The 16,228-nt window shown below is 41.1% G+C and carries 17 protein-coding genes; 6 read left to right on the top strand and 11 right to left on the bottom strand.

Annotated elements, in window-relative coordinates:
* Nucleotides 1-43: 43 nt before the first annotated feature.
* The 6 genes from ACE01N_RS12635 to ACE01N_RS12610 all read right to left on the bottom strand — a co-directional run bounded on the left by ACE01N_RS12635 (nucleotide 44) and on the right by ACE01N_RS12610 (nucleotide 4,725).
* Nucleotides 44-544: a hypothetical protein gene (locus tag ACE01N_RS12635; RefSeq protein WP_380589393.1), complete on the bottom strand. Its 501-nt coding sequence runs from the start codon at nucleotides 542-544 to the stop codon at nucleotides 44-46.
* A 79-nt stretch (nucleotides 545-623) separates the two neighbouring features.
* Nucleotides 624-1,466: an SDR family oxidoreductase gene (locus ACE01N_RS12630; RefSeq protein WP_380589390.1), complete on the bottom strand. Its 843-nt coding sequence runs from the start codon at nucleotides 1,464-1,466 to the stop codon at nucleotides 624-626.
* An 81-nt stretch (nucleotides 1,467-1,547) separates the two neighbouring features.
* Nucleotides 1,548-2,102, bottom strand: coding sequence for an ester cyclase (locus ACE01N_RS12625; protein ID WP_375728124.1), 555 nt, complete (start codon nucleotides 2,100-2,102; stop codon nucleotides 1,548-1,550).
* A 108-nt stretch (nucleotides 2,103-2,210) separates the two neighbouring features.
* Nucleotides 2,211-2,786: a Crp/Fnr family transcriptional regulator gene (locus ACE01N_RS12620; RefSeq protein WP_375728123.1), complete on the bottom strand. Its 576-nt coding sequence runs from the start codon at nucleotides 2,784-2,786 to the stop codon at nucleotides 2,211-2,213.
* Between the two features lie 30 nt (nucleotides 2,787-2,816).
* Nucleotides 2,817-3,872: a DUF2891 domain-containing protein gene (locus tag ACE01N_RS12615; protein ID WP_380589385.1), complete on the bottom strand. Its 1,056-nt coding sequence runs from the start codon at nucleotides 3,870-3,872 to the stop codon at nucleotides 2,817-2,819.
* Nucleotides 3,862-4,725: a mechanosensitive ion channel family protein gene (locus ACE01N_RS12610; protein WP_380589382.1), complete on the bottom strand. Its 864-nt coding sequence runs from the start codon at nucleotides 4,723-4,725 to the stop codon at nucleotides 3,862-3,864. Before ACE01N_RS12610 ends, ACE01N_RS12615 begins: the two co-directional genes overlap by 11 nt.
* A gap of 180 nt (nucleotides 4,726-4,905) precedes the next feature.
* Between ACE01N_RS12610 and ACE01N_RS12605 the strand changes: the two genes are divergently transcribed.
* From ACE01N_RS12605 to ACE01N_RS12580, 6 genes are all read left to right on the top strand, one after another.
* Nucleotides 4,906-5,241, top strand: a complete 336-nt coding sequence (locus ACE01N_RS12605; RefSeq protein WP_380589379.1) for an MliC family protein — start codon at nucleotides 4,906-4,908, stop codon at nucleotides 5,239-5,241.
* Nucleotides 5,242-5,246: 5 nt separating this feature from the next.
* The gene (locus tag ACE01N_RS12600) at nucleotides 5,247-6,566 is read left to right on the top strand and encodes a serine hydrolase domain-containing protein (RefSeq protein WP_380589376.1); all 1,320 of its coding nucleotides are present in this window, start codon (nucleotides 5,247-5,249) and stop codon (nucleotides 6,564-6,566) included.
* Nucleotides 6,567-6,580: 14 nt separating this feature from the next.
* Complete coding sequence (locus ACE01N_RS12595) at nucleotides 6,581-8,422, top strand: carboxylesterase family protein (RefSeq protein WP_380589373.1); 1,842 nt, start codon at nucleotides 6,581-6,583, stop codon at nucleotides 8,420-8,422.
* 55 nt (nucleotides 8,423-8,477) lie between these two features.
* The gene (locus ACE01N_RS12590) at nucleotides 8,478-9,968 is read left to right on the top strand and encodes a carboxypeptidase-like regulatory domain-containing protein (protein ID WP_380589370.1); all 1,491 of its coding nucleotides are present in this window, start codon (nucleotides 8,478-8,480) and stop codon (nucleotides 9,966-9,968) included.
* 105 nt (nucleotides 9,969-10,073) lie between these two features.
* Nucleotides 10,074-10,514 carry a VOC family protein gene (locus tag ACE01N_RS12585; RefSeq protein ID WP_375728116.1) on the top strand — a complete coding sequence of 147 codons (441 nt, stop codon included), beginning with the start codon at nucleotides 10,074-10,076 and terminating at the stop codon, nucleotides 10,512-10,514.
* 12 nt (nucleotides 10,515-10,526) lie between these two features.
* Nucleotides 10,527-10,940 (top strand): SRPBCC family protein, encoded by a 414-nt coding sequence (locus tag ACE01N_RS12580; protein ID WP_380589367.1) that lies wholly within the window; start codon nucleotides 10,527-10,529, stop codon nucleotides 10,938-10,940.
* Nucleotides 10,941-10,945: 5 nt separating this feature from the next.
* Here ACE01N_RS12580 and ACE01N_RS12575 read toward each other — a convergent pair whose 3' ends face one another.
* The 5 genes from ACE01N_RS12575 to ACE01N_RS12555 all read right to left on the bottom strand — a co-directional run bounded on the left by ACE01N_RS12575 (nucleotide 10,946) and on the right by ACE01N_RS12555 (nucleotide 16,210).
* Nucleotides 10,946-11,704 (bottom strand): glycosyltransferase, encoded by a 759-nt coding sequence (locus tag ACE01N_RS12575; protein WP_380589364.1) that lies wholly within the window; start codon nucleotides 11,702-11,704, stop codon nucleotides 10,946-10,948.
* Between the two features lie 62 nt (nucleotides 11,705-11,766).
* The gene (locus ACE01N_RS12570) at nucleotides 11,767-13,695 is read right to left on the bottom strand and encodes a sensor histidine kinase (protein ID WP_380589361.1); all 1,929 of its coding nucleotides are present in this window, start codon (nucleotides 13,693-13,695) and stop codon (nucleotides 11,767-11,769) included.
* A 67-nt stretch (nucleotides 13,696-13,762) separates the two neighbouring features.
* Entirely contained in the window at nucleotides 13,763-14,815 is a 1,053-nt protein-coding gene (locus tag ACE01N_RS12565; protein WP_380589358.1) for a M20 family metallo-hydrolase, read from the bottom strand.
* A 3-nt stretch (nucleotides 14,816-14,818) separates the two neighbouring features.
* Nucleotides 14,819-15,586 (bottom strand): acetylglutamate kinase, encoded by a 768-nt coding sequence (argB, locus tag ACE01N_RS12560; protein WP_380589355.1) that lies wholly within the window; start codon nucleotides 15,584-15,586, stop codon nucleotides 14,819-14,821.
* 9 nt (nucleotides 15,587-15,595) lie between these two features.
* Entirely contained in the window at nucleotides 15,596-16,210 is a 615-nt protein-coding gene (locus tag ACE01N_RS12555; protein ID WP_375728110.1) for a deoxynucleoside kinase, read from the bottom strand.
* Nucleotides 16,211-16,228: the final 18 nt, after the last annotated feature.

Here is a 16,228-nt window from a genome sequence, read left to right as displayed (position 1 = left end):
AGACAATTTAGTCAAACATACTATAATATTAATATACTGCATGTTAATTCGAAAAGTTTAAATATTCAAAGTCTAAGTGGTGCATTATTTCCCGCAATACCAGAACAATTGCATAATCTTTTTGTGCGATGCCTGCTTTTAGCTCCGAAACAGGCGCACCCATGATTACGCGGGCATAACTACTAAATAGTTTTTCAATACTTTCGCGAGAGTACAAATTCTCATTAAGGTCATTTTTTCTGAATACATTTTTGAGTGCTTCATCTGATGTATACAATATCCTGCTGTTTTGGATACGGGATTTATGTGTCATCAACTGATCCTCGATATGATTAATGGCATAATCCGTTTCATCATATGTTGGGATATCCTGCCTGAAAAACTTTCCGGATATAAATTCATAACCAGCCTTTAAAACAACTTCCTGATTCAGTACATTATTCTGAAAAATTTGAAATCGCAGGACTTCATTTTCCATCATCAGAAATGTTTTTGCATCCGGTGAGAGTCTGCCTTCCGTCATATTATATATAGTGCTTTTCATTATACCGCTCTTTAAATCAAGCTTCTGGTTTTGCCTGCAACATAATATTGCAGGCAAAATAACCAGGCTTTTCTGTTAATTATAATACAGCATTCACTGCATTCGCAAGGGATTCAGTCGGTCTGCCTATAAGTTTTGAAAGCTGTTTTGAATCGTCAAATAAATCGCCTTTGGATGCACTGGTATCCCATCCGGCTATTGCTGCGGCAAAAAATTCCGGTAAGCCAACATTTTTGAGAATCTGTGCATATTCTTTTTCCGGCAGGTTGGTATAAGGAATTGTTTTCCCTGACTGCCTCATAATTTCGGCTGCCAGTTCCTCCAATGTATATGCTTCATCACCGGCAAGTTCATAAACCAGCCCTTTATGTTTTTCATCAGAGATAACCACAGCCGCCGCCTCTGCAAAATCAGCCCTGCTTGCGGATGATATCTTACCGTCACCGGCACTTCCTACAAAGCTTCCTGCATTTAAGGCACCCTGTACAGATCCGGTATAATTCTCCGTATACCAGCCATTGCGTAGTATAGTATAAGCAATACCTGAATTTTTCAACGTTTTTTCTGTAAGCAGATGTTCCTCTGCCAGATTCAGTGAAGACGAGTCTGCATGCAATAAACTGGTGTAAACGATCCATTTTACTCCTGATTTTCGGGCCGCATTAATAACATTGTCATGCTGCCGTGCTCTTTGCCCAATCTCGCTTCCTGAAATAAGAAGTAAGCGATCTATATCTTCCAGCGCATCGGACAACTCACTTGCTTTTTCATAATCAAAAGCACGGGATTCCACACCAAGTTTTTCTGCTTTAGCAGGTGTACGCACCAATGCAATTACGTTTTCTTTACCAACAATCTTTTTTAATTGTTCTACAACAAGACTCCCTAACTGACCTGTTGCTCCTGTTATTCCAATTTTCATCTTTGTTACTTTGTTTTTTATTTCTTTCTTATTAAAATTACCTGATGATCCGTTTTTATTCTTTAAAAACAGTCTTTATCATCAGTTTGCCAGTCCTATTTGTTTCATAAATGCCTGGTTGTCCCAAAACAGGTGCTCTTCATACATCACACCGTCTTTCCATAATCCAATGGTAACCATCGGTAATTTGAATGATTTTCCGGTTGGTGGAATTGAGCCGCCATTGGGAAGTGGCATGGGGTTTGAAAATGTTCCCTCAATATAGCCTGTAACTGCAGTATATTGTCCGGTTCCAAAACGAATAGGATGAACCGTAATCTTGGTGTCCGGAGCAAAAACAAACATTGGTTTTAACGCAGCGATGTGATCTTCCAAACCAACAGTCGTGCTCCCGTCAGGATAATAAACCAGAATGTTGTGTGCATGACTTTCGTGCAACCTTTCCCATTCCTGGTTACTGTAAACTACAAAATCCAGAGTGTCGAATTTTTGCAGATACTGCTCTGTTAATTTATTACCGGCTAAAATTTCATTGAGTTGTTTCTTTGCTTCAGCAAGTTCCTTATTTGACTGTGCACTTGCAGCTAATGTACCTATCAGCACTAATGCTGCTAAAATTAAGTTTACCTTTTTCATTTCTTTTTGTTTTTAAATTTTATGGTACAAAGTTACCGTGCAGTTATGCCACGCACACTTGACCTATGGTAAGAAATGAAATTGATGTATGTTAAGAGAAACAGGTGTTCACAGCTTTTTACGTATCCTGCTAAGGCTCTCCGGAGTGATGCCAAGGTAAGAAGCAATGTATACGAGCGGAACTCTCTGAAAAATATCCTTATGTTCCTTTAGCAGTTCATTGTACCTGTCAACAGCAGATTCCCACATTGTAGAGTTCAACCTTTGCAAGGCATTTACATATGCTTTTTGAAATAAAATCCTGAAGTATCTTTCAAGACCTGGCACTTCATTGTAAAGTGACTCCAGCCGTTCATATGATACCCTCAGTAACCGGGTATTTTCCAATGATTCAATATAATACTTTGATGCCCGTCGTGAAAAGAAACTTTCAAGATCACTTATCCAGCTGTTATCCAACCTGATTTGATATATATGTTCAACCCCCTTTTCATCTACAAAATACGACCTTAAACACCCTTCAATAATGAAATATATATAATCACAATTATCTCCCGGTTCCAGAATTTCTTTCTTCTTCTTAATAAAAACCGGTTCAAATGCTGATAGAATTACTTCTTCCTCCTTTTCGGTGATGTGTATCCACTTTTTAATATAGTAGATCAGTTTGCTTTCTTCAGGCATAACCAGAATTTATCATTAAATACAATAATACTATTCACAAATTACTGCATACACGGCAAATGAAGCAAGCCAGTGTTCGCCTTCGTAAGCGCCGCTGGTCACATGAGGCAGGGCAGCATTAAGGTGCTGTTTGGCCATGGCAACAATATCCTCATCTTCTCCCGGAAGTTTATGTGCAATATTGAACAGACACCATGCACGACTCAGGTTCAGTCCGTCAAGATGTACCAGTTTACCGTCTGTGCGGTCACTTACCACAGCCGGTTTTAGCTTTATGCCTACGTCATCACCCAATCCGGGTAAGAACTGTTGCAGCCACAGCATATAATCCACTTCATTCATTACACGTGTCATCAGGTCAGCCTCAATCAAACAGGGAGACAGAAAATCAAAGCCGCCCGGCTCCCAGGATATGGGGCAATTTTTGTCTTTTTCGTAAAATTCAAGAGCCTTATCCTTAATCTTGTTCTTCAATATGGTTTCACCAAACGCGTTAGCATAATCCCAGGCAAAGGTCAAACCAAAAGCTGTATTGGTATGTTCGCCCACACGAATGGGATAATTCAGTTTATCCAGAAAACGGTTGTATTGACTCACGATGGTATCGGCCAGGGGTTGCACATTTGCAGCCAGTTGCTTCCCTTGCGGATCGTTCCAGGTGCGCAGTTCCATCTGCAGTTTCAGGAGCCATGCCCAGCCGTAGGTGCGTTCAAATGTCTTATTGTTAGGATCAGCAAAAAATGCAATCTCTTTTTGAATATGTTCTGCTGTCAGGTTCTCATCTAACATGGTTCTGATCTGTTTTGCTTCCGGTAAACCCGGATAGGATTTTAGCAGGCGTACCAGGGTCCAGTGTCCGTGAACCGAGGAATGCCAGTCGAAACAGCCGTAAAAGGCCGGATGATCCACTTTGGGTTCCACTACATCGGCATCGGATCCCAACACCTTTCCGGGTTTATACGGATAAGGCTTCTGAATACACTTTAAGGCAGGCTTACTTAATACCTCAGCCTGATCCGGTGTAAAATTCTGCCCCAGTATTATTAGGGGAAGAATAAAGAAGATAATGAGTAACTTATTTTTCATTTGCAGCCGGATTAAAAAAATGAACATCGCGTTGCGGGAATGGGATAGTTATCTTATGCGCTCTGAATTCCCTGTCTATATTATAACGCATCTGACTTTTAACATTTTCCACATGAAAAGAATCGCTCACCCAGAAATAGACTTTAAAATCCAGCGATGAGTCGCCAAAATTTTCGAAACGCACAAAGGGTTTGGGTGTGTTTGCAATCAGCTTCACCTGATCAGCACAATCCAGCAGAATCTTAGTCACCAGCTCCACATCGGAACCATAAGCCACTCCCACCCCAACATTGAAACGGGTTTTAAAATCAATGTGGCTCCAGTTAATGATTTTATCGTTGACAAACTTGGAATTCGGTACAATGGTGACAATATCGTCCCGGGTTTTTATTTTTGATGTTCTCAGACCTATTTCTGTCACTTTTCCTACTGTTCCGTCATCCAGCTGAATCACATCGTTTATTCTCAGATTGCGTTCAAACAAAAGAATGATACCGGCCGCCACGTCTCCGAATACCTGCTGAATACCTAAACCAACACCAACCAGTAAAGCTGCAAAACTGGCCAGGAAAACTGATATCTTCACATGAAATGAATCCAGAATGAGTATGATGACGATTACCCAAATGAAGTACTTAATAATAAGAAACACTGAATAGAAGGAAGATGCTTCCTGTGGTGTTTTCTTTTTAAAATACCTACGGAAACCTTTTTTAATTAACCTCAGAGCAAGTAAGGTAATTAATATGATAAGCAAAGCTATCAACAGGTTGGAGATGGTAATTGTATAATCCTTCCCTGTCAGCAATATGGTGTCGAGCCACGACCTGATTTCTTCCAGTAAATGCACCATGATACTATTAATACAACTTAATCCGTAAAAAGTTTACGCAGCCAGCGTAGACAACAGATGCTAAAATTAGTTGTTTCAGATTAAAAAGGAAACGCTTATCCCATTTTAATCATTAAAAAGAATTAATTGACATCCATTATGCCTTTTCGTAAATTGGGATCAATTTTAAACCATGTCAAAATGCGCACGAATAAAATACTAACCTTCGCCAAACTATTTTTAACCATCCTTGCTCTTATCCTGATACTTACGGCATGTGGTTCTAAAGAAACAAAACCCGTCCGGCAGGACGTAAAAACCACGGTGTATAATTTGGATGGAGATTCCCTGATTCTGAAATACAACAATAAGGCTGGAACCTGTGAGTTGGTACATGATGGTGACACCATGCTTCTGCACCAGGACACAACAGCGTCAGGAATCAGGTACAGCAACAAACAATACCTCTACACCGAATGGCATGGAGAGATCACGTTGAAAAAAGGAAAAGACATCGTATTTACCAATAAAAAATAAACATTATGAAACGAACCTTACTGGTTTTCACCCTACTTATATCGTTAAGTCCTATAGTACAGGCGCAGGAGATGAACAGCGCCAAACTGGACAGTCTGCTCACAGCACTGGAACAAAATGATAAATTCATGGGTAGCGTTGCAGTGGCGTACGATGGGAAGCTGATTTACACCAAAGCAGTCGGGTTTGCAGATCTCACGGATTCTATACCTGCTACGCCTGAAACGGAATACCGGATTGGTTCCATCTCTAAAATGTTTACCGCCGCCCTTGCATTTAAGGCCGTGGAAAAAGGCATTCTGGATCTGGATCAAACTATAATAACATACTTTCCTAAGGTAGTCAATGCCGATAAGATAAAGATTCGTTATCTGCTGAACCATCACAGCGGCATCCACAACCTTACCAGTGAACCGGATTACACGGACTGGGAAACAGAACCGCGGACGGAAAAGCAACTGATCGATTTGATATCCGGTTTTAAAAGCGACTTTGAACCGGGCAGCAAAGCAGAATACAGTAATTCAAACTATGTATTGCTAACCTTTATCCTGGAAAAAACATATAAAAAACCGTATAAAGAACTGGTTGAAACATATATTATAAAACCACTGGGATTGAAGCACACCGCGTATGGTGGTCCGGCTGACCCTAAAAATGGGGACAGTTATTCCTACCATTATGATCAGGGTTGGGTAAAAGCACCCGAAACAGATATGTCCATACCTGTAGGAGCCGGCGCCCTCGTTTCCACACCATCGGATCTGTGTCGTTTTATTACCGCACTCTTTAATGGGAAGATTATATCACAGGAAAGCCTGGATCAGATGAAAACCATGAAAGACAATTATGGGATGGGCATGTTTGAATACGGCTTTCACGACAAAAAAGCATATGGGCATAACGGTGGCATTGATGGTTTTCGCTCAAATCTCGGCTATATTACTCAGGATAAAGTGAGTGTAGCCATGACGTCGAACGGCATGAATTACAATATGAATTCCATCATGATTGACGTACTGAACAGCTATTACAACATACCTTACGATATTCCCGAATTCAATGCAATTGAAACAAGCGAAGCAGATCTGCAAAAATATTCCGGAGAATACTCCAGCACTCAGATTGCCCTGAAGATAAAGATTTTTACCGAAGGAAATACACTAAAGGCACAGGCAACCGGACAGTCATCCTTTCCGCTGGAGCAAACTGCACCCAATGTGTTTCACTTCGATCAGGCCGGCATAGTCATGGAGTTTGATCCGGAAAATAAGTCCATGGTACTAAAACAGGGAGGTGGTGAATTTCGTTATACGAAAGATTAAAAGGATCAGATTTTATGCAGTTAAAAAGCATTACATTCTTCATTCTCATCTTATTTGTTAATAGCAACTGCCTCAGGTCGCAGGTTGTGACAACGGCATATGGACCGGTGTCGGGCAATAAAAGCGGCAATGTATTTGAATTTCGGGGCATTCCGTTTGCCTCACCTCCTGTTGATGAACTACGCTGGCGGGCCCCTGTTCCTCCTGACAATCATACCGATACTTTGCAAGCCATGAATTATCCCCCGGCTTGCCCGCAGAAAAACTTTGAACAGGGTGATACTACTGCTACTATCATGGGAGATGAAGACTGCCTTTATCTTAATGTCTGGAGTCCTGACCTTAGCGGCGGACTTCCGGTGATGGTGTTCATTCATGGCGGCGGTAACCAGCAGGGCTCAACCGGTCAGGAAACAGGTGGAACAAAACTGTACGACGGTAAAAACCTGTGTGAACGTGGTGACGTGGTAGTGGTAACCATCCAGTATCGTCTGGGCATTCTTGGTTATATGGTTCATCCAGGACTGGAAGCTGAAAATACGGCAGGTATCTCCGGGAATTATGGTGTACTGGATCAGATTCTGGCCCTGCACTGGATACAAAACAACATTGCAGCCTTCGGTGGTGACCCAACAAATGTAACCCTGTTTGGTGAAAGTGCCGGCGGTGTAAATACAGGAAACCTGATCCTTACGGAAGAAGCCAGAGGACTTTTTCACAAAGCCATCATACAAAGTGCCATACCTGGTTTGGATGATTATGCCCAAGCAAAACTGAAGGGTATAGAACTGGTTGACAACTTTGTTAACACCGGCACAGATGAAGAAAAAATAGCCGACATGCGAAAAATTCCCGCGGACAGCCTGTCTGAAACACTGAGTATCCCTATCAACGGCGGTATCGTACAGCAAAACTGGCGTCCTGTAACTGATGATGTGCTATTTACAGATAATCCTGAAAACATCATACAGTCAGGCCAGTTCAACCATATGCCGTTAATCATCGGGTCAAATGCTGATGAAATGAGCCTGAGTGCGCCACTGGTGGTCTATCCTTCCATGGTAAATGCCCTGGTATCGCTTTACCTTCCTGCAATTCTCAGGCCGGAAGCCCTGTTGCTTTATCCGCCCGGATCAACGCAGGACGAGGCCAGAAACGCATATGTTCAAATCCTGACAGATGCACAGTTCACCTCTGCAGTGCGAAGAACAGCACAATGCATCGAACTGAACCAGACTGAACCGGTGTGGCGCTACTTTTTTACATACACTCACTCTGTCCCTCAACTTGCATCTTTGGGTTCCTACCATGGAATGGAACTGTTCTACGTGTTCAATAACTGGGAAAATGCAACGCTGGGTAGCGGCTTCTTATTTAAACCGCAGGATGACAGTGTTCAAAACAACATATTGCAATACTGGACCAATTTTGCACGAACCGGAAACCCGAATACAAACGGTCTTACAACCTGGCCGGAATATGCTGCGTCTGAAGATTGTTATCTTGAGATTAAAGCCACACCAAATGGCAGTCAGTGCGGTGTACGGTCCGAAAAATCCGATTTATGGGACAAGGTGATCAATTTTAAGGATTGCACGTCATCGTTGAGTAAAAATGAGATCGACGCCACAAATGAGTTCCGGGTTTATCCAAATCCAACCAACGGCGTTATTAACATTTCGTCGAACAACTCGCAGAATTCTGTGACGATGCTTTACAATGTAAACGGGGAAAAACTAGGTACTTTTTGCAACACATCACAAATTGATCTGTCTGAATATCCGGATGGATTATATATTTTAAAGAGTTCAAACAAACAACAACAGCACATTTCTAAAGTAACTAAATTACCTTAAAGCCGTTTTTTAAAGAAAGTAATAATTCCAGTTCATCAGATTATCTATGCCGTATATGAAAACCATTTTGTTTCTTTTGATCTTTATTTGCAGCTGTCAAGTCATTTCATCCCAAAACAACACAGAGATCACGAATAATTTGTATCGTCAGGGAACCGTATCTGATGTCAAAACAAAAGAGCCTCTGCCCTATGTCAATATTTTTGTGGTGAGAACCTATGATGGCATAATCAGTAACGAACAGGGCAGGTATTCACCGGCAGAACTAAATGCGGAGCCTGATGACACCATCTGCCTGAGGCACATCGGGTACAAAAACCAGCTCATTCCTTACCGTGTGCTGCTTCAAAATCCTGATGTTTATCTTGAGAGCAACACGTTTAATATTAGTGAGGTTACGGTATTTCCTGACAAATTTGATCCCCGTGCCATAGTGGAAAAAGTTCTGGCAAACAAAGCAAAAAATTACACAACTTTAACTTCGAAACGTGAGGTTTTCGTACGTCATCGATCGGTAACCGACTTTAACGATTTTGATATTGATCTGAGAAAGAGAACAGCAGAACCGATAAAACAAATTGCAAAAAACATCAATACGATGATGAACCGGAAATTCATATCCTACACCGATTTTATCGGAACTTATTATACAACGGCAGACAAAAAAGATACGTTGAAAACGAAACTGAAATCTACAGACGCTTTGCGATTAAATCCTGATATGAATGCTCTAAATCTTGTGGCAGACTCCATCACAAATCTCTCCTTTCTGGATGTGGATACCAACGAATACTGGAAAATGAGAACGGGTATAATCGGAATTGAACTGAAAGATGACCGAAAATCGGTTCCGAGAGACACTGTAAAAAAAACCATACTTAATGATTCCCTGGGCAGGGAGCCGCTCGTATTGCTACTTAAGAATATTAATTTTAATCTGAGCTATACAGGTTTCTCGGATAAAGATCTCTGGCAGTTCTTGTACGAACCGGGCAGGTATAAATTTAAGCTGGAGGGTGGCACCATCATTAACGATGAATATGTATATATCATAAGCTTTACACCCAAAAACAGAGGATTATACAAAGGACGCATGTACATTACATCCGACACCTATGCCTTGCTCAGGGCAGATTATGAATATGCCCCCGATAAAACAGGAAAGTCAATTCAGTTATTAGGCGTTGGATACACCGAAAATATGTTCAAAGCATCGATCTATTTCGAGAAGAACGGTGACAGTTACCGGCTTAAACAATTTTCGAAACAATCTGATATTCATGTGACCATCAACCGGCCCCTTGCATTTATTAAAAAGCGGGATCGCAAATTATTCGATAAAACCCTGGAAGATATCAAATCCGACCTTACCATTGAATTCACCGAAAATGAAGCCTTCGAATTTTTTGTGATCGATGAGCATAACATTTCCGAAGAGGACTACCGGGATATGAAACAGGACATCTATTACAATGTTAATTATACTGACTCGGTCAACTCCGATTCATGGAGTGATTTTGCCAAAATAGTCCCTGTTAAATTTTAGGCCCGGCAATTGTTAAATCCTTAAAATTCACGTTTTTGTTGAAGCAGGAACCAAACAAAACACGCAATCTATTTGTTTTGGATCTAAATAACAAAATCGTATACTATGGCAAGCGTAAGTTTATATCTGAATTTTAAGGATCAGACTGAAGAAGCCTTTAATTTTTATAAACGGGTTTTCGGGGCAGAATTCGAGGGTGATGGAATTATGAGATTCAAAGATGTTCCTCCTTCAGAAAACATGCCTCCACTTCCTGAAAAAGAAGCAAATCTGGTCATGCATGTTTCCCTTCCAATTTTAAACGGTTTCAAACTGATGGGCGCAGATGCACCGGAAACTTTTGGCTTCAACATACATAAAGGAAACAATATAAATATCAATCTTGAACCGGACACAAGGGTTGAAACCGACAAACTTTTTGTATCCCTTTCTGAAGGGGGAAAAGTCACCCAGCCATTACAGGAAATGTTTTGGGGCGATTACTTCGGAACATGTGTCGATAAATTTGGTGTACTCTGGATGTTTAACTGCGCTGAAAAAAAATAAATTAAACAGATTATGGATGGAACTACGATAGCGGTACAGGCAGAAATTCTTGTACCGGTTGAAGAGGCATGGAAAAGCTGGACGTCTCCGGAAGATATTAAACAATGGAATAATGCCAGTAATGACTGGCATACGCCCAAGGCAAAAAATGATCTGAAGAAAGGAGGCAGGTTTGTTTACCGGATGGAAGCCAGGGATAAAAGTTCCGGGTTCGATTTCAGTGGTACATATACGGAGGTTGTCCCGAATAAACTGATCAGCTATACCATTGATGATGACAGAAAGGTTATCGTTGAATTCAGGGCACATAAAGACAGGACCACTATCATTGAAACATTTGAAGCTGAGCAGAGCAATCCAATTGAATTGCAGCGGGAGGGCTGGCAGGCCATACTAAATAATTTTAAACATTATGTAGAGAAATGATAGACTCAGTTCTGTTTTTTATACCAGTATCCCAACAGCCTGGCACCCAAAGACCTGTTTAGTTTTGATGGCAGAATAAAATGTAGAATAAATAACAAAATTGCCATGAAATTAGAAAAGAACAGTCTGAACATTGACGAGACAGTCAACTCATCTTTCCGTCCGGATGTCGCCACCGGATGGTTATAAATCACCCCGAATTTCTTATTCACCCTCCTGCCGATACGTTTTAATCGAAATACAAAATCAATCTCTTCCAGGGCAAATAGATCTTCGTTGAATCCTCCGGTTTGTTCAAACAGATCTCTGCGACACAGTAAAAATGAACCAGCGGCAAGTTTTAAATAGCGTATAATCGGGTTGACCCGTTCCAACCTCATTTTATTGAATTTTGTTCCGCCCGTAATTTGCAGCGTGGCACCGCAACCAATATAACGTCCACTTCGGATGATGTCAAGCACATCTTTCATTAGTTCCATTCCGGGATGCGTGTCCGCATCCAAAAACAAAATCCACTCCCCTTTGGCTGAATGCGCTCCGGTATTTCTCGCTCTTGAAATCTGATTGACCGATTCAAAAACGACCTGGATACCAAGACGCTTTGCGACTTCACCTGTATGATCCGTTGAATTATTATTACAAACAATAATTTCCCATAAGCCTTTTCCAGGTAAAAGCTTATTAAGCCTATCCTGAATATTCAGGATGGTTTCCTCCAGAAAATCAGCTTCGTTATATGCCGGAATAACAACAGAAATCAACATGCATTCACTATTGACTTATTACCGGTACAAGGTATACCTTTTTTATCGGATTGAACAAGGGATTAATATGGCAGTGTAAACCAGAATGTTGCACCGTTGCCTTCACTCGATTCTACCCAAATGCGACCTCCCATCAGGTCCACAAGGCTTTGGCATATGGCTAACCCCAGACCTGTGCCACCATGCTTTTTTACATCATTGGAGGCAGATTGCCTGAAGCGTTTAAAAATATACTCCTGCTCCTCTTTACGGATACCCTTCCCTGTATCCTTAACATAAAATCTTATCTTACTGTTTTGAGGTTTCAGGTATCCAAGCTCAATAAATCCTTTTTCCGTAAACTTCAGGGCATTCGTCAGGAGATTGGAGAACACCTGTGAAAACCGCGTGGGATCTGTTATTATCACTGCTTCCTCATCATTTAAAGGAGTAACCAGCTTAAGCTGCAAATCTGTTTTCCCGTAATCTTTTACCTGAACTGAAAACTGGTTATACAATTTATCAAGCTCATCATTTAAATGGATCTGCTCCTTATAAATCTTCATTTGTCCACTATCGATGCGCGAGAAATCAAGCAAATCGGTGAGAAATGAGGTCAGCTGATCACCGTTCTTATTAATTATGGAAGCATATTTCTTTTTTTCTGACTCACTCAGTTGTTCCGTAGCGAGCAGATTCGAAAACCCCATCATGGCATTCAAAGGTGTACGAATTTCATGGCTCATGTTAGCAAGAAAGGAAGATTTCAGCTTATCGCTCTCTTCAGCCTTTTGTTTGGCTTTTATCAGTTCCTGTGTGGATCTTCGTCTTTGAGTAATCTCTCTCACGAGAAAAACAACTTCATCATCATTACATAACGATGTACGCACCTCATACCACCTTTCGAAAAGCCCCTCTCCTTCGTTATATTCAAAACTGCACTGCTGTTTTGTCTTAAGTGTCTCATCCAAGGCATTCAGAAATAATTCAGAGGTTTCCGGGTTAAACACATCAGTCATATGATATCCGCGATAATTTACAGATGCATCTTGAGACAAAACGGGAAGGTTATCATAATATTCCGTAAACACACTCTGCCTGTTAATAACCAAAACCCTGTCGGGTAATGCCTTTAAAAGACTCGTGATTTTCTCCTTGCTTCTCCGCAATTCTTCGTTAATCATCCGTGTTTCAGACACATCCTGTGTCGTAGCATAAATACGTATTGCATTCCCTTCCTTATCCCGCAGAATTTTTCCCGTATCAGATAGAATAATTAACTTTCCCCACTGATTTCTGAATGTAATATCGTGGGTGTAAAGATCAAGATCACTCTGTATTATGCGCTTATATTTATTAATGACCTCCAATCTTTTCTGTCTATCGAAGACTGACACAAGCAATCTTTTGATATTTAAATCCGGTTCAAAATCAATACCAATAATATTGATAAATTCCTGGGAGCATAAAAAACTGTCTGTCTCAAAATTATATTCCCAGCTACCAACATGAGATATGCGTTGTGATTCAATCAGTTGATGATGCTTCCTTTTAAGCTCTTTATCGCTGAGATACTGAGCTGTTATGTCCGAAAATGAATAAATATAGCCTTTAATGTTTCCCGTTGATCCTTTTAATCCGGAAACAAGAATTTCAAAAACCAATAGTCCGTTAACCGTTTCAATCTGCTTGGTGTAACTACCCTGAACATCAGGTGTATTTCTGTGTAAAACTTTAAGCTCCTCTCTGATAATTTGTTGTGTTCTTCGAACGTCAGGACCAATACGCAATAACATATTTGATAAACCTGAATTGGAATAAACTATCTCTCCTTTTAAATCAGTAATTAATAAGGCATTGGGCAAAACATCCATAAAAGAGGACAATGCTTCTGAAAACCCGCTGTCTGTTCCGGAAATTAATTCATCCTGCAATACAGAAAACAGATCATATTTTTCAGATGCCGCAACTACGTTTTTGTCCTGAGAATCCCGGAAGCTATCAGATGACATGTTAGCATAAGTTTAGCCTAAAATAAAGAGAAAAACGTGCTTTTTTGTATCCAGCTCAGTTAAATTATCAACAAATAGCTAACCCATCGAATAATTCACAGTAGATATTCACCCCTTCACGAATCTCGTTAAGAACAATATACTCATCAGCAGTGTGCGAACGGGCAGAATCTCCGGGGCCCATTTTTACCGAAAAAAATGGCAATACGGCCTGATCCGATGTTGTTGGACTTCCATAGGTTTCACGTCCCATTTTTTGTCCCTTCAAAACAACCGGATGATCCATCGGGGTTGCAGAAGAATTCAACCTGTACGACCGTGGAACGACCTCACACTTTACGTGGCTCTGAATAATCTCATGCAGCTCTTCGTTGTTGTAAAGTTCGTTGGACCTTATATCCACCACAAATGTACATTTATCAGGCACCACATTATGTTGACGTCCGGCTTCTATTTGTGTCACTGTCATTTTCACTTCTCCCAAAAATTCAGACTCGCGATCAAACTTATGGGTTTTGAACCATTGAATATCAGGTATTGCCTCGTAAATTGCATTAATTCCTTCGTTTCTTGCAGCATGCCCCGATTTCCCCATCGCCGTGCAGTCAAGCACCATCAGTCCTTTTTCTGCAGTAGCCATGTGCATTTGGGTCGGTTCACCTACTACAGCAAAGGCTACTTGTGGCAGGTATTCTATCAGGCTGGCAATACCGTTTAATCCTGAAATTTCCTCCTCAACCGATGCCACATAAATTAAATTATAGGGCTGCTCCTTTTGATCCAGGATCATGAATGAAGCCAGTAATGAAACGACACTTGCGCCTGCGTCATTGGATCCCAAACCATACAATTTCCCGTCCTCCACCTGTGGAGTAAACGGATCTCTCTCCCACTTATCCGAAGGTTTTACCGTATCAATGTGTGAATTAAACAGCAGAACAGGTTTCGTATCATTCCAGTGATGCGCTCTTACCACAAGATTATTATCCTGCCGGTCCACTATATATCCCAGATCTTCAATCTCTTTCTGCAGGCAATCAGCTGCCTCTTTTTCATTTCGGCTGAAAGACTGAATGGAAATCAGTTTTTTTAAGATCTCGATGGCTTTTTCCGCATTCATAAATTACAGTATTGTTGTACCGGAATTTTTATGTATCAAATCAGAACGGGTGATGATGACTTTCTTTACACCCTTATCAATAGAAGCATATGCATTATCCAGCTTAGGAATCATACCGCCGGAAATACGGCCTTCATCCACATATCTTTTATAGAGTTCTCTTGTCAGTTCACCGATGACACTTTCATCATCATTTTCATCCAGAAGCACACCTTTCTTTTCAAAACAATATACCAGCGAAACGTCATAAAACTCCGTCAGAGTCCGTGCTACTTCCGAAGCAATGGTATCTGCATTTGTATTCAGCATGCCTCCGTTCAGGTCATGTGTCAGGGGAGCCATCACAGGAACCACATCTTTATGGATCAGATCGGCTAATAACCCTGCATTTACTTTATCTATATCACCTGCATAGCCGTAATCAATATCTTTTACCGGACGCTTATGGGCTTCAATCACATTCATATCGGCACCGGTAAGTCCAATAGCGTTACATCCCAAAGCCTGCAGACTTGCAACAATGCTTTTATTCACCAGCCCGCCATATACCATGGTAACGACCTTCAATGTTTCTTCGTCAGTAATACGGCGACCGTTGATGTATTTACTTTCTATTCCAAGCTGATCGCCAATGGTCGTAGCCAGTCTTCCCCCACCATGAACAAGCAGTTTATGCCCCTTGATGGCACAAAATCCTTCCAGCAGTTTCTGTAGAGAATCACGATCCTCTACAACTTTCCCCCCTACTTTAACTACCGTAATATGTTCCATGAAATATGATTAAAACAGACCGTGTAGTTCGGCATCAATTTTATTGATCACGCTCCTTAGCTCTGTGGCATTTTCAGCGAAATTTGTCTTGTCCACATCAATAATCAGAAGCTTTCCGTAATTATAACTTTTGATCCATTCCTCGTACCGTTCGTTCAGACTTTTCAGATAATCAAGGCGGATTGATGCTTCGAATTCGCGTCCCCGCTTCTGGATCTGATTTACCAGTGTAGGAACCGAGGCCTTCAGATAAATCAGCAGGTCCGGTGGCTGAATCAGCTTTACCATCAACTGGAACAGAGACTCGTAATTCTCGTAGTCACGGTTGGTCATCAGGCCCATTTCCCTGAGGTTCGGTGCAAAAATGTGAGCATCTTCGTAAATGGTTCTATCCTGAATCACATCTTCCCCGGTTTCCCTGATTTTCAACATTTGTCCGAAACGGGAATTCAAAAAATACACCTGCAGATTGAAAGACCAGCGTTTCATGTCTTCATAAAAGTCATCCAGATACGGATTCTCATCTACAGATTCATAATGTGGTGTCCAGGCGTAGTGTTTTGCCAGTAAAGATGTTAGTGTCGTTTTTCCTGCTCCAATGTTTCCGGCTACAGCAATATGCATATCGTTATGTTTTGAATA

This window comes from Quyinboa ferrireducens (assembly GCF_042436675.1).
Taxonomy (GTDB): Bacteria; Bacteroidota; Bacteroidia; order Bacteroidales; family UBA5342; genus JBHJHP01.
The sequence above is the reverse complement of the archived record's forward strand: the minus strand, read 5'-3'. Positions and strand labels throughout refer to the sequence as shown.

Bases quoted from the DNA above. Each gene is read 5' to 3' on its own strand.
- ACE01N_RS12635 (WP_380589393.1), bottom strand. From the start codon at position 544: ATGAAAAGCACTATATATAATATGACGGAAGGCAGACTCTCACCGGAT.
- ACE01N_RS12630 (WP_380589390.1), bottom strand. From the start codon at position 1,466: ATGAAAATTGGAATAACAGGAGCAACAGGTCAGTTAGGGAGTCTTGTT.
- ACE01N_RS12625 (WP_375728124.1), bottom strand. From the start codon at position 2,102: ATGAAAAAGGTAAACTTAATTTTAGCAGCATTAGTGCTGATAGGTACA.
- ACE01N_RS12620 (WP_375728123.1), bottom strand. From the start codon at position 2,786: ATGCCTGAAGAAAGCAAACTGATCTACTATATTAAAAAGTGGATACAC.
- ACE01N_RS12615 (WP_380589385.1), bottom strand. From the start codon at position 3,872: ATGAAAAATAAGTTACTCATTATCTTCTTTATTCTTCCCCTAATAATA.
- ACE01N_RS12610 (WP_380589382.1), bottom strand. From the start codon at position 4,725: ATGGTGCATTTACTGGAAGAAATCAGGTCGTGGCTCGACACCATATTG.
- ACE01N_RS12605 (WP_380589379.1), top strand. From the start codon at position 4,906: ATGCGCACGAATAAAATACTAACCTTCGCCAAACTATTTTTAACCATC.
- ACE01N_RS12600 (WP_380589376.1), top strand. From the start codon at position 5,247: ATGAAACGAACCTTACTGGTTTTCACCCTACTTATATCGTTAAGTCCT.
- ACE01N_RS12595 (WP_380589373.1), top strand. From the start codon at position 6,581: ATGCAGTTAAAAAGCATTACATTCTTCATTCTCATCTTATTTGTTAAT.
- ACE01N_RS12590 (WP_380589370.1), top strand. From the start codon at position 8,478: ATGAAAACCATTTTGTTTCTTTTGATCTTTATTTGCAGCTGTCAAGTC.
- ACE01N_RS12585 (WP_375728116.1), top strand. From the start codon at position 10,074: ATGGCAAGCGTAAGTTTATATCTGAATTTTAAGGATCAGACTGAAGAA.
- ACE01N_RS12580 (WP_380589367.1), top strand. From the start codon at position 10,527: ATGGATGGAACTACGATAGCGGTACAGGCAGAAATTCTTGTACCGGTT.
- ACE01N_RS12575 (WP_380589364.1), bottom strand. From the start codon at position 11,704: ATGTTGATTTCTGTTGTTATTCCGGCATATAACGAAGCTGATTTTCTG.
- ACE01N_RS12570 (WP_380589361.1), bottom strand. From the start codon at position 13,695: ATGTCATCTGATAGCTTCCGGGATTCTCAGGACAAAAACGTAGTTGCG.
- ACE01N_RS12565 (WP_380589358.1), bottom strand. From the start codon at position 14,815: ATGAATGCGGAAAAAGCCATCGAGATCTTAAAAAAACTGATTTCCATT.
- argB (WP_380589355.1), bottom strand. From the start codon at position 15,586: ATGGAACATATTACGGTAGTTAAAGTAGGGGGGAAAGTTGTAGAGGAT.
- ACE01N_RS12555 (WP_375728110.1), bottom strand. From the start codon at position 16,210: ATGCATATTGCTGTAGCCGGAAACATTGGAGCAGGAAAAACGACACTA.